The organism is Streptodolium elevatio, assembly GCF_040649515.1.
Taxonomy (GTDB): Bacteria; Actinomycetota; Actinomycetes; order Streptomycetales; family Streptomycetaceae; genus Yinghuangia; species Yinghuangia elevatio.
The window spans coordinates 60,475-72,778 of record NZ_JBEZFP010000008.1 but is presented as its reverse complement, the minus strand read 5'-3'; the positions used below and the strand labels follow the sequence as shown (position 1 = coordinate 72,778).

13 protein-coding genes are annotated in these 12,304 nt (G+C 71.9%); 5 read left to right on the top strand and 8 right to left on the bottom strand.

The features are described 5' to 3' along the window. Positions 1-290: 290 nt before the first annotated feature. On the bottom strand, positions 291-1,307 hold the full coding sequence (locus tag AB0C36_RS05040) for an NAD-dependent epimerase/dehydratase family protein (RefSeq protein WP_358349366.1): 1,017 nt from the start codon (positions 1,305-1,307) through the stop codon (positions 291-293). 116 nt (positions 1,308-1,423) lie between these two features. Further along, positions 1,424-1,726, bottom strand: a complete 303-nt coding sequence (locus tag AB0C36_RS05035; RefSeq protein WP_358349363.1) for a hypothetical protein — start codon at positions 1,724-1,726, stop codon at positions 1,424-1,426. Positions 1,727-1,867: 141 nt separating this feature from the next. On the opposite strand from AB0C36_RS05035, the gene AB0C36_RS05030 reads away from it, so the two are divergent. Together AB0C36_RS05030 and AB0C36_RS05025 are read left to right on the top strand one after the other, a co-directional pair. Next, positions 1,868-2,239, top strand: coding sequence for a GntR family transcriptional regulator (locus AB0C36_RS05030; RefSeq protein WP_358349361.1), 372 nt, complete (start codon positions 1,868-1,870; stop codon positions 2,237-2,239). A gap of 120 nt (positions 2,240-2,359) precedes the next feature. Then, entirely contained in the window at positions 2,360-3,526 is a 1,167-nt protein-coding gene (locus AB0C36_RS05025) for a DUF5925 domain-containing protein (RefSeq protein ID WP_358349453.1), read from the top strand. Between the two features lie 121 nt (positions 3,527-3,647). Here the strand turns inward: AB0C36_RS05025 and AB0C36_RS05020 are convergent, their stop codons facing one another. After that, positions 3,648-4,427 (bottom strand): exodeoxyribonuclease III, encoded by a 780-nt coding sequence (locus tag AB0C36_RS05020; protein WP_358349358.1) that lies wholly within the window; start codon positions 4,425-4,427, stop codon positions 3,648-3,650. A gap of 128 nt (positions 4,428-4,555) precedes the next feature. Here AB0C36_RS05020 and AB0C36_RS05015 point away from each other — a divergent pair, with 128 nt between their 5' ends. Beyond that, a complete protein-coding gene (locus AB0C36_RS05015) occupies positions 4,556-4,906 on the top strand; it encodes a nucleotide pyrophosphohydrolase (RefSeq protein WP_358349355.1) in 351 nt (116 codons plus the stop codon). Here AB0C36_RS05015 and AB0C36_RS05010 read toward each other — a convergent pair. The 5 genes from AB0C36_RS05010 to AB0C36_RS04990 form a co-directional block, all read right to left on the bottom strand. Beyond that, on the bottom strand, positions 4,869-5,633 hold the full coding sequence (locus AB0C36_RS05010) for an ABC transporter ATP-binding protein (RefSeq protein ID WP_358349353.1): 765 nt from the start codon (positions 5,631-5,633) through the stop codon (positions 4,869-4,871). The two genes, AB0C36_RS05015 and AB0C36_RS05010, sit on opposite strands and share 38 nt — an antisense overlap. Then, on the bottom strand, positions 5,626-6,396 hold the full coding sequence (locus tag AB0C36_RS05005; RefSeq protein ID WP_358349350.1) for an ABC transporter ATP-binding protein: 771 nt from the start codon (positions 6,394-6,396) through the stop codon (positions 5,626-5,628). Before AB0C36_RS05005 ends, AB0C36_RS05010 begins: the two co-directional genes overlap by 8 nt. Then, a complete protein-coding gene (locus tag AB0C36_RS05000) occupies positions 6,389-7,498 on the bottom strand; it encodes a branched-chain amino acid ABC transporter permease (RefSeq protein WP_358349347.1) in 1,110 nt (369 codons plus the stop codon). The genes AB0C36_RS05005 and AB0C36_RS05000 overlap by 8 nt, the downstream gene beginning before the upstream one ends. 88 nt (positions 7,499-7,586) lie before the next feature. Continuing rightward, complete coding sequence (locus AB0C36_RS04995) at positions 7,587-8,459, bottom strand: branched-chain amino acid ABC transporter permease (RefSeq protein WP_358349345.1); 873 nt, start codon at positions 8,457-8,459, stop codon at positions 7,587-7,589. A 91-nt stretch (positions 8,460-8,550) separates the two neighbouring features. After that, on the bottom strand, positions 8,551-9,837 hold the full coding sequence (locus AB0C36_RS04990; RefSeq protein WP_358349343.1) for an ABC transporter substrate-binding protein: 1,287 nt from the start codon (positions 9,835-9,837) through the stop codon (positions 8,551-8,553). Positions 9,838-10,307: 470 nt separating this feature from the next. Between AB0C36_RS04990 and AB0C36_RS04985 the strand changes: the two genes are divergently transcribed. Both AB0C36_RS04985 and AB0C36_RS04980 read left to right on the top strand, forming a co-directional pair. Next, the gene (locus tag AB0C36_RS04985) at positions 10,308-11,009 is read left to right on the top strand and encodes a TetR/AcrR family transcriptional regulator (RefSeq protein WP_358349340.1); all 702 of its coding nucleotides are present in this window, start codon (positions 10,308-10,310) and stop codon (positions 11,007-11,009) included. 128 nt (positions 11,010-11,137) lie between these two features. Further along, positions 11,138-12,286 (top strand): serine hydrolase domain-containing protein, encoded by a 1,149-nt coding sequence (locus AB0C36_RS04980; RefSeq protein ID WP_358349337.1) that lies wholly within the window; start codon positions 11,138-11,140, stop codon positions 12,284-12,286. The last annotated feature ends 18 nt before the right edge of the window (positions 12,287-12,304 follow it).

Here is a 12,304-nt window from a genome sequence, read left to right as displayed (position 1 = left end):
CGGTTGGCGGCTTCGGGCGTCGGGCCTGCGGCAGCGGGCCGACACGTGAGCCGATGAGCTTAGGCGCGCGAATGGACGGTGGGTGAGCGCGTAGGACGAAGTGCGCGCACCCGCGCGTCGCCGCATGGCCGAGTTGCGCCAGGGGCGGAGCGCACGCAGGTCTCCGGGTCAGTGCGTGACGGGATGGACAGGGGTGCGGGCGACGCAGGTGCGGCCGTCGGCTTCCCCGACCGCTGTTGTCGCACGCTGCCGCTGCCGCGCTGCCACTGCAGTTGCACGCAGGCGCGGGGTCAGCGGGTGGTCCACTCCTTCAACAGTGCCTGTTCCTTTTGCGGGGTGATGCCTTGGGAACCGGTGTGGGAGCGGTACTTGGGGAGGGTTTCCGGCGCACCCTCGGACGTGAGCCAAGCCCAGGTGTCGGCGACGGTTTCCCGGACCGGGCGGGTTTTGAGGCCCGCGGCGGCGGCCTTCGCGGGGTCGGGGAGCCAGACGCCCGCCAACTCGTCGGTCGGCGGGGTCCACAGCGGGAGTTCGGTCCACGGGGCGACGTCGCGTTCGAGCAGGAAGTCGTCGTCGACCCAGACCAGTTCCGCGTGCGAACCGGTCGCCGCGACGCAGTCGCCGAGCCATGCGCCCATCGTCGTGTTGGCCGGCGAACCGCTCACGAGGTAGCGCCCCTCGGCGCGGGCCTCGATCTGGTCGAGGATGAACGCGGCGAGGTCGCGTACGTCGATGACCTGCATCGAGCGGTCCGGATCGCCGGGGGCCAGCACCCGGCCGCCGGCGGCGATGCGGCGCAGCCACCACGGCAGTCGGCCGACGTTCTCGTACGGGCCGAGGATCAGGCCCGGCTGCACGACCAGCGCGCGCCCGTCGAAGCCGCTCTCGACCGCGCGCTCGCAGCCCGCCTTGAGTATCCCGTAGTCGCCGTCCCCCTCGTCGGCGTCGGGCGCGCACGCCAGGCGCGGCGACTGCTCGTCGACGCGCTTCGCCGGCCAGTCCCCGTACGCCGAGATACTCGAGACGAACGCGTAGGTCTCCGCACGGCCGTTCAGCGCCCGCACCGCGTCGCCGACGACACGCGGGGTGAATCCGCAGACGTCGACGACCGCGTCCCAGCGCCCCAAGGACGCCAGCCGCGCCAGGTCCGCCTTGTCCTCGCGGTCGCCGCGCACGGTCGCGGCGCCCGGCACGTCCGTGCCGGTGCGCCCCCGATTGAAGGTCGTGACCGCGTGTCCCCGCGCCAGCGCCGCTTCGACGACGGTCCGTCCGACGAACACCGATCCGCCGATCACCAGAATGTCCATGTACCGAGACTTCCCCGGTCGACGTCACGATGTGTACGGATTCGCCTCTCGGCGAACGGATTACGCGGGCGGGTGAACGGACTTGCCGCGACCGCGAAGGCCGGCCGGCGCCTGGGTCAGTGGTCGTCCCAGTGCCCGTCGTGCCGTGCGTGGCGGTGACCGTCGTGGATGTAGTCGACGTGGTCGTCGTGCGGCACCGCGACGTGCCCGCAGCCGTCGCCGTGGTCGTGGTGGTGCCCTTCGTGCACGTGGTGCCCGCTCGGCGAGCACTCGTCGATGTGCCCGTCGTGTACGCGATGGATGTGCCCGTCGTGCACGTAGTCGATGTGGTCGCCGTGCGGTACCGCGACGTGGCCGCATCCCTCGCCGTGCGCGTGGTTGTGGTGCCGGTGCTCCTGGTGGTCGACCGCGGTGCCCATCGCGTGATCAGCCCCAATCCCAATCTGCCGTGTCCTGCTGTCCGGGCAACGATTCATGCAGGCATGGGACACGGGATCAACGCGCCACACCGTCACCCGCGCGAGCGGTCCGCGGCCGTGTGGTGCGCGAGACTTGCCGCCATGGAGATCACGCTGGACCCGGATTCGCAGGTGCCGCCGTTCGAGCAGGTGCGCGAGCAGATCGCCGAGCAGGCCCGCACCGGGCTGCTGCCGGTCGGCACGAAGCTGCCGACCGTACGCGCCCTCGCGGCCGAACTGGGCCTCGCGGTCAACACCGTCGCCCGTTCCTACCGCGAACTGGAGGCCGACTCCGTCGTCGAGACCAGGGGCCGCAACGGCACGTTCGTCGCGGCGGTCGGCGACACCGCGCGCCGGGAGGCGGCCGCGGCGGCGGGCGAGTACGCGCGCCGGGCGGCACGGCTCGGCCTCGGCCACGACGAGGCCCTCGCCGCCGTGGTGATCGCGCTCGACGCGGCGTACGAACCCCGCTGACACAGCGTCAACTGTCCTGACCGGTGAGCGACCCCGGGTGCCCGGACGGCCGTAAGGCGTCCGGGTTGGGCAAAACCGCTGTACGCACGCCCCGGCGGCACGGATGATCGAGGCATGTCCATGCCCCGTCAGATACCGGCCCGGATCCACGGGGTGGAGGCCGCCGAGACCGGCGGCGGCGACGTGTCGCCGTCCCTCGACCCCTCCCAGACCCTGCCCTACTCCCTCGGACTCGACGATTCGGACACCCCGTACGACGTGATTGACGCCCTCACGCTGGCCGAGTTCGTCTCGGGCCGCCAGCCGTGGGCGAGCACCACCCGGCTCGACCGCATCCGACCGGGCGCCAAGCTGGTGCCGCGCGGTGCGAAGGTGCTGCGCACCGTGGAGGAGGACGACCGGCAGTCGACCCTCGCCGCGGGCGAGGGCTGGACCCTGCGCGCGGTGGTGTGGCGCAGCGGCGGCGGCGAGGTGACCGTCACCGCGGACAACCCCAAGACCGGCCGCGCGGTGATGAAGAAGGCGGTCAAGAACGCGAAGGCCGAACCCCTGCCGCAGGACGAGTCGGTGGCGATGGGGTTCTGGTACCACTCGGCACGGCGCGGCCCGTACCGCACGACCCGTTCGATCACCGCGGCGCCGTGGACGCAGATCCGCCGCAACTACACGGGCGCGACCGCCTCGGCGTTCGACAAGCTGATGGCGGTGGGCCGCGAGGACGTCGCGGGTCGCCTGATCCTGCTGCACGGGCCGCCCGGGACCGGCAAGACGACGGTGCTGCGCTCGCTCGCGCGCGAATGGCGCGACTGGTGCCGGATGGACTGCGTGCTCGACCCCGAGGCGTTGTTCGGCGACACCGGCTATCTGATGGACGTCGCGATCGGCCGCACCGGCGAGGAGGACGATTCCGAGCACACCCGGTGGCGGCTGCTCGTCCTGGAGGACTGCGACGAGCTGATCCGCGGCGAGGCCAAGCGCTCCACCGGGCAGGCGCTGTCGCGTCTGCTGAACCTGACCGACGGGCTGCTGGGCCAGGGCCGCAACGTGCTCGTGGCGATCACCACCAACGAGTCGCTCGGCCAGCTGCACCCGGCGGTCGTACGCCCGGGCCGGTGCCTCGCGCAGATCGAGGTGGGCCCGCTGGACTTCCAGGAGGCCACGGCGTGGCTGGGCACGTCGAACGGCGTCGGCTCGGCGTCCACGCTCGCGGAGTTGTACGCCCTCAAGAACGGCGCCGCCCCCGTCGAGGCGACGCGTCCGCCCATCGGTGACGGGATGTACCTGTAGCACTCGGCCGTCGAGGTCCGCGGATCCGCCCGAAGCCCCCGGCTCCGGGCGGGCCTGCGGACCTCGACGTCGTTTGCGCGCAGCCCCGCGCACCCGCCGGTCAGCGGTTCGGGTCCGCCGGTCAGAGGTCCAGGTCCACGACCACGGGCGCGTGGTCCGACGTGCCCTTGCCCCGCCGGGCCTCGCGGTCCACGTAGGAGTCCTTGACGGCCGCGTTGAAGGCCGGGTTGCCCATCACGAGGTCGATGCGCATGCCCTTGTTCTTCTGGAAGCCGAGGTTGCGGTAGTCCCAGAAGGTGAACGGCACGTCGTACTTGAGCGCGCGCGGCATGACCTCTTCGAGGCCGGCCTTGCCCAGCTCGACCAGCGCGGTGCGCTCGGCCTCGCTCACGTGGGTGGCGCCCTCGAAGAGCGTGATGTCCCACACGTCCTTGTCGGTGGGGGCGACGTTGAAGTCGCCGAGCACCGCGAACGGACGCTCGCCGGCCGCGTCGAACGCGACCGCCGCCTTGAGGGCCGTCAGCCACTCCAGCTTGTACGCGTAGTGCGCGTGCACGAGCTCGCGGCCGTTCGGCACGTAGACCGACCACACGCGCACGGATCCGCAGGTCGCGCTGATCGCGCGCGTCTCTTGCACGCCCTCGTACTCGGGTCCGCCCTCAAGGCCGCGCACGACGTCCTCCAGGCCGACCTTGGACAGGATCGCGACGCCGTTCCAGCGGCCGTCACCGTGTGCGGCGACCTGGTAGCCGAGCGCCTCGACGGCCTCGTACGGGAAGGCGTCGGCCGTGCACTTGAGCTCCTGGAGGCACAGGACGTCGGGGGCGGCGCCCTCCAGCCATTCGAGCATGCGCGGCAGCCTGGCCCCGACCGAGTTGATGTTCCAGGTGGCGACCCTCATGCGACCGTGACCGACCTTTCCTCTTCGCTGCTGTGCCCTGTTGGGGTACGGCTGATACGTGGGCATGTCCGACCCGGCCATTGTCCCCCGTGCCACCGACACCGCGTCGTGGCGGCACACTGGTCCGCATGTCTTCTCCAGAGCCGGACGTCATCGCCGAGCTTTCCGCCGCCATCAGGGCTTTCGCGGCCGAGCGCAACTGGGAGCCGTACCACACCCCGAAGAACCTCGTGATGGCGCTCAGTGTCGAGGCGTCCGAGCTGGTCGAGATCTTCCAGTGGCTCACTCCCGAGCAGGCGGCGCGCGTCATGGAGGACCCGGAGGTGGGCGAACACGTCCGGGAAGAAGTCGCGGACGTGTTCGCCTACCTGCTGGGTGTGTGCGGCGTTCTCGGCATCGACCTCGCGCAGGCCCTGCGCGACAAGATGGTCAAGAACGCGCTCAAGCACCCGGCTCCGCAGCCACCCCCCGGCAGCTGAGGAGCTCCCGGCCTCCCTGGGTGTGCGCCGCATCACGTTTTCCCAGGAAGGACGCCAGGAGCGAGTCGCGGTCGGCCAGTTCGTCGGCCGTGCCGGACAGGGCGAGGCGGCCCGCGGCGAGGACGTAGCCGCGCCCGCACAGGCGCAGCGCCTCGACCGTGTTCTGCTCGACGACGAGGACCGGCAGGTCGGTGGCGATGCGCGCGAGGGCGTCGTACACCGCGCGCACGACGACGGGTGCGAGGCCGAGCGACGGTTCGTCGAGCAGGAGCATGCGCGGTGCGGAGACCAGCGCGCGGCCGATGGCGACCATCTGCTGCTCGCCGCCGGACAGCGCGTAGCCCGCCCGGTCGCGCAACGGGACGAGGGCGGGCAGCAGCGCGTACACGTCGTCCTCGGTCCATCCGCGGCGTCCCGATGCCGCGATGCGGCCCATGCGCAGGTTCTCGTGCACGCTCAGGCTCGGGAAGACGCGTCGGCCCTCGGGTACGTGCACCAGTCCGCGCCGCGCGATCTCGGACGGCGAGTGGCCGGTGATGTCGGCCCCGTCGAACAGCACGGTGCCGCGGGCCGGGACGAGACCCGAGACGGCGTGCAGTGTCGAGGTCTTGCCCGCTCCGTTCGGTCCCAGCAGGGCGACCGCTTCGCCCGCGTCCACGCGCAGGTCGAGCTCGCGCACCGCGCGTGTGGTGCCGTAGTCGACGCACAGTCGGTTCAGTTCAAGCATCGTGGGCCGTCCCCAGGTAGGCGTCCATGACCCGCCGGTCGCGCCAGACCTGGGCGGGGCTGCCCTCGGCGACGATCCGGCCGGTCTCCAGCACGGTGATGCGGTCGCACAGCGCGTCGATGAAGTCGATCTTGTGGTCGATCACCAGCAGGGCGACGCCGTCGGCGGCCACCGCCCGTAGCAGCACCAGCAGTTCGGTCGTCTCGTGGTCGTTGAGGCCGGCACTGGGCTCGTCCAGCATCAGCACGCGGGGGCAGGCGGAGATGCCGCGGGCGACGTCCAGGAGCCGCTGTTCGCCGTACGTCAGCACCGCCGCCGGGAGGCGTGCCTTGTCCGCGAGCCCGACACGCTCCAGCGCCGCGAACGCCGAGGCCCAGCGCGCCCGTTCGACCCGGAGCATGTACGGCCGCGCCAGCCACGCCGCGCCGAGCCCGCTCGCCCGCCGGTCCGGCGTCGCGACGAGGACGTTCTCCAGGCACGTCAGGTAGCGGTACGGCTGCGGCTGCTGGAACATCCGTACGAGCCCCGCCCGCCGGGACCGCTCGGGCCCGCCCAGCCGTACGCGGTGTCCGTCGACGACGAGTGAGCCGGTCGCCGGGACCACCCCGGACAGCGCGTTCAGGAGCGTCGTCTTGCCGCTGCCGTTCGGCCCGATGATGCCGACGACCTGGCCCTCCGCGACCGTGACGCCGACGTCGTCCACGGCGCGCACGCCGCCGAACGACACGCGGATCCCCGAGGCCTCCAACACGGTGTCAGCCATGCGCACCGCCCTTCCCGACGCGGCGGAGCAACGCCCGTGCCCGGCCCGCGAGTCCGATGAGCCCCTCGGGAGCCACCATGATCATGACGAGCAGCAGCGCGCCGTAGACGACGCCCTGGTACTCCTTGAAGTCGGACAGCAGCTTCGGCGCCCAGACGTAGAAGCCGGCGCCGAGCACCGGCCCCCAGATCGACCCGGCTCCGCCGAGGATCACCATCAGGAAGATTCCGATGCCGAGGTCCAGGCCGAACTGGTCGACGCCGACGAAGCCCTGCCAGTTGGCGAGCAGCGCGCCGGACAGGCCGCCGGCGACCGAGCCGAGGACATACAGCATCAGGTGCACGCGGCGCACCGGGATGCCGGCGGTGCGCGCGACCATCTCGCCGTCGCGGGCGGCGACCGCCTCGCGGCCGACCGGCGAGCGCTCCAGGAACACGCCCAGCAGGAGCGCGAGTCCGAGCACGCCGAGGAAGAGCCAGAACGCGCCGCGGTCCGAGTCGAAGGTGTGGCCGAACAGCGAGGCGTACGGCAGCCCGGTCACCTGCCCGTTGACGCCGGTGAACTCGCTGGTGCGGCTGAACACCACCATCCCGATCTGGGACACCGCCAACGTGCCGATGGCGAACGCGAAGTGCTGGGCTCGGGCGAGCGCGAGGCCGACGACCGCGGCGACGGCGCCGGCCGCCGCGGCGCCGCAGAGCGCGCTGAGCCAGAACGGCTGCCCCCGCTCGATCGTGTAGGCGCTCGCGTACGCGCCGACCGCCATCATCGTGGTCTGGCAGAACGCGAACCGGCCGCCGAGGCCGAAGATCCAGTAGAAGCCGATCCCCGCGAGCGAGTAGAGCAACCACAGATCGAGCAGGTTCGTGCCCTCCGCGGAGGTGATCAGGTTGGGCGCCGCGACGGCCGTGACGGCGACGAACGCGAGGACGCCGAGGTACTGGTGGCGGCCGTAGACCGGCGGCTTCACGGTGCCGCGGGGGCTCGCGCCGAGGCGGGCGCGCAGGTCGTCGAGGCGCCCGGAGGCGGCGTCCAGGCCGGGTACGCCGGTCCGTTCCGTCGCCCCGTCGGGTGGTGCGGCAGGATTGTGTGTGTCGGTCATGGGCCGGCTTCCTCGGGGTTCTCTCGGGTTCGGTGTCGCGGCGGCCGGGATGGGACCAAGTCGCCTCCGGGGAACGCCTGTTCGTAATTCAGAGGCGTGCCGCGTGGGTCTTGAAGATCCCTTGCGGCCGCAGGGCGATCACCAGGAACAGTGCGACGTAGGGCAGCGCGCCCGCGTAGTCGCGCAGCACGTAGCCGCCCAGCAGTTGCTGGATGAGTCCGACGCCGAGGCAGCCGAGCACCGCGCCGCCCAGGTTGCCGAAGCCCCCGGCGACCGCGGCGGCCATGCCGCCGAGCATGATCGCGAACCCGAAGTTGAGGTCCAGCACGGTCAGCGGGGCGACGAGGATGCCGGCGAGTGCCGCGAGCGCGCCGGACAGCGCCCACGCGGTCATCGACACGCGCCGGATGCGCACGCCGCACAGTTGCGCGGCGTCCGGATCCGCGGCGAGCGCGCGCACCTGGCGGCCGAACGACGTGCAGCGGAAGACGTAGACGAGCACGCCGACCACGACGGCGGTGACGCAGATGATGAGCACCCGCTGCCATGCGATGGCCGCGCCGGCGACGTGCCACGCCCCGTCGCCGAGCGGGCCGGGCAGGCGGCGCGGTTCGCTGCCCTGCCAGATCCCGATCGAGGCGCGGATGACCAGGGCGGCGGCAAGCGTCGCGACGATGACGGTCATCTGCGGGCGTTTGCGCAGCGGGGCGTACGCGACGCGTTCGAGCACGATGCCGACGACCGCGAGCAGCACGATCGCCAGCAGCGAGCCGGGTACGACCGGCCAGCCGAGGTCGTCGATCGCCCACCAGGCGAGGAAGCCGCCGAGGGTGAGCAGGTCGCCGTGCGCGAAGTTGACCACGCCGGTGGCCTTGTAGAGCAGCAGGAAGCCGACGGCGGCCAGGGTGAGGACCGCGGCGTACGCGAGTGCGCCGGCGAAGAGGGCGATGAACGTCGCCATGGGAACTCCTGGGAGGCGAGGGGCGGCGGCGCACCCGCGGTGGCCGTGCGGGGCGTCGGCCCCGGGTGCGCCGCCACGTACGGGGGTCGGCTCAGCTCGCGCCCTTCGCCAACTCCGGGATCTTGTAGGTGTCCACGACGGTCGGCTTGCCGGTCGCGTCGTAGTCGATCGCGATCTGCTGGTGCGCCAGGATGTGCGAGGGGTCGGACTTGTACTCGGGCTGGCAGGCGCCCTCGGTCCAGGTCAGCTGTTCGAGCGCGGCCTTGATCTTCCCGTGGTCGGTGGTGGTCCCGGCCTTCTTCATCGCCTCGGCCTGCATCCACACCGCGTCGTGCGCGGCGGCGGCGAGCGGTGGGGCGTCCGTGCCGAACTTGGCCTTGTACGCGTCGTTGAACGCCTTGCTCGCCGGCCGCGTGTCGATCGCCGGGAGGCAGGCCAGGACCGCGTTGAGGTTCTCGATCTCCTTGCCCTTGGCGAGGCCGTAGTTGACCACCACCGGCGTCGAACCGCCGCCCAACACCGGGGTGGTGATGTTGTTCTGGGCCATCTGCTTGAGCTGCGCGGCAAGCGTGTTCGGGTACGTCCACGAGAAGACGGCGTCGCTGCCCTTGAGGGCGAGGACCGCCTCGGTCAGGTCGGTGGCGGTGACCGGCACCAGGCGCTTGTCGCCGACCGCGGCGGTCGTGCCTTTGACCGCGGCCTCGGTACGCGCGGTTCCGTCGCGCCCGTACCCGAGCTCGTTGCCGAGGATGCCGATCTTCGCCCAGTTGTTCTTCACCGCGAGGGCGACCATGTTGCGGGCGGTCGCGCCGTCGTAGGGGTTGGTGGTGAACATCCACTCGCTGCCGTTCTTGGCGCCGTACAGCAGCGTGATGTCGTTGTTCACGTTGACGATCGGGATGCCGGCCGCGTCGATGTCGCGCTGCAGCCCCTGCGCCTCGGTGCCGCCCGGGAAGCCCACCATGCCGCTCGGCTTCTTGTCCTTGGCCTGGAGGAACGCGGTGCGTGCCGATGTCGGGTTGAGGCCGCTGGGCACGCGCTCGAACTCCAGCGGCTTGCCGAGCACGCCGCCTTTGGCGTTGATCTCGTCGACCGCGATCAGGGCGCCGTTCTGGTAGTCGTCGATCGCGTTCGGGTCCTCGCCCTTGACCTGCCACAGGCCGACGATCTTGGCGGCCGGCATGTCGGCGTTCTGTGCCGAACTCCCTCCCGCCGCCTGGGAGTCGGTGTCCTTCTTGTCGTCCCCGCCGCACGCGGTGGCGACCAGGGCGAGTGCGACGGCCGCCGCCCCCGCGGCGATTCTGCGGGTACGGCGGATTCCGCCGGTTCCGCGGCGCGGCGCGCTGCGCGGTCCGGAAGAGGTGTACGTGCGGTTCATGAGGGAGCAACGCCTTTCGCGTCCGCTCCCCGGAGGCCATCCCCCACGGATGGTGCCGGTCAACGTAGAGCAGGACCCGGTGCCGCACAAGCCTTGACAGCCGGCCGGGCCGGGGCGTAAAAGTTCCGAGTAATCTAACAAATGTTAGATAGCCAACTAACGCTCGTTAGATTAGTTGCCCAGGCCGGAAACCAGTACTCCCCGGCAGCTCTCCCCCACACACCCGACGGCGGACCGGCACCACCGAACGGCCTTTCCGGACCACCCGAGCGCCGGCTCGGAAACCGGTCGAGAGGCGGTTCGGAACCCCCGGGCGCCGCCTCAAGACGCGTTGCACGCGCGGCAATTGCGTGCGGCGCACCGGGACGGAAGGCGGTGCGCACGAGCAGCGGAACCAAGTCCTCCGGAAAACCCCCGTCCTGCGGTTAGGCTGCGCAGAACCACCGGCCGGAGCAGGAAGACACGAACTGATGGCACGCAGGAAGACGGCGCCCGAGGCGCCCGCCCGACGGGAACTCATCCTCGCCGAGGCGGCGTCGCTGTTCGCCCGCAAGGGCGTCGCGGCGACGACCGTACGGGAGATCGCCGACGCGGTCGACATCCAGGCCGGCAGCCTCTACCACTGGTTCGAGTCGAAGGAGGAGATGGTCGACGAGCTCCTGACCGGGGCGATGGACGACCTCTCCGCCTGGTACCAGGAAGCGGTCGACGAGAACACCGAACCGCTCCCCCGGCTCCGCGGGCTCGTGCACGCGGCCTTCCGGGTCATCGCGGCCCACCCGGACGCGTGCACCGTGTACCTGCGGGACTACGCGTACCTCGCGACCCTGCCGCGGTTCGCGCACCTGAACGACTCGAGCCTGCGGGTCCGCGCGCTGTGGATGGACACGCTGGAGGCCGGGATCGCAGCCGGGGACTTCCGCGGCGACCTGACCCCCGACCTCGTGTACCGCTACCTCACGTATCCGCTGTGGCTCTCGGTGGGTTGGCACCGGACCAGCGGGCACACGCTCGACGAACTCGAGGAGCAGTTCCTCGGCCTCGTGCTCGACGGCGTGACCCCGCGCCCCGGACGGCGTACCCCGCCCGGGACTTCCGCGGGGGCGAAGCGCACCACCGCACCGCGATCGGGCGGGAGCCGCCGCAAGGCGTCGGGCGGCCCCGTGGCCTGACCCCGGCCGCCGCAGGGTCATGGCGGCTCCCCCCCGATCGGCGGGCGCGCACAGCACCGGCGCGTCCGGCCCGACAGAACTCCGGGCCCGGCGCGTGACCGACCGATCGACGAACAGGGAGCCGTCCCGTGGAAGACGCGACCGTGCAGGGCTTCGCCGCGCCGGAATTCGACGCGGTGGCCCGGGAGTTCCGGGCGAACTTCGCCGTACGCGGCGAGGTGGGTGCGGCGCTCGCGGTCCAGGTGCGCGGCCGACCGGTCGTCGACATGTGGGGCGGCCTCGCCGCCCCGGCCGCCGGGCGGCGCTGGGAGCACGACACCGTGCAGGTCGTCTGGTCGGCCACCAAGGGCCTGGTCGCCACGTGCCTGGCGATGCTCGCGGATCGCGGAAGGCTCGACTACGCGAGCCCGGTCTGCCGGTACTGGCCGGAGTTCGCGGCGGCCGGGAAACAGCGCGTCACGGTCGGGCAACTCCTGTCCCATCAGGCGGGATTGGCCTACTTGGACGCGCCGATCACACTGGCCGACGTGGCGGTGCCCGACGCGCTGTCCGACCTGCTCGCGGCCCAGCGGCCGCACTGGGAACCGGGGACCGCGCACGGGTACCACGCGGTCACGTGGGGCTTCTACGCCGGTGAACTGCTGCGCCGGATCGACGGGCGCACCGTGGGAGCCTTCCTGTCCGACGAGGTCGCGGGGCCGCTGGGCGTGCCGGCGTACATCGGCACACCGCCCGAAGTCGCCGTCGGCGTTGCCACGATCGTGCCCTCGGCGGCCGCGGAGCCGTCGGCCGCGTGGGATCCCGATTCGGACCTGGTGCGCGCGATGTTCGCACTCCCCGAACTCGCCGCGCCGGGCGCCGACCACGACCCGGGCGTGCTCGCCCTGGAGATTCCGTCCGGCTGCGGCGTCACCAACGCCCGTGCCCTTTCCCGGGTGTACGCGGCACTCGCCGAGGGCGGCACGCTCGACGGCGTCCGCCTGCTGTCCCCCGACACCGTCAAGACCGCGACCGCCGCGGCGGTCGAGGGCCCGGACCGCATCCTCGGCGAACTCACCTCGTTCGCCCAGGGGTTCATGAAACCCGCCACGTCGTTCTTCCAAGTCTCGCGCGACCCGCAGGCGTTCGGCCATCCGGGCGCCGGCGGGACGCTGGCCTTCGCCGACCCCGCGGCGGGGCTCTCGTTCGCGTACGTCACCAACAGCCAGTCGGCCTCCCACACCGACTGGCGGGCCATGTCCCTGGTCGCCGCGGCCTACCGCGCCCTGGAGGCGTAGCCCGCCCCACCCGGTCCC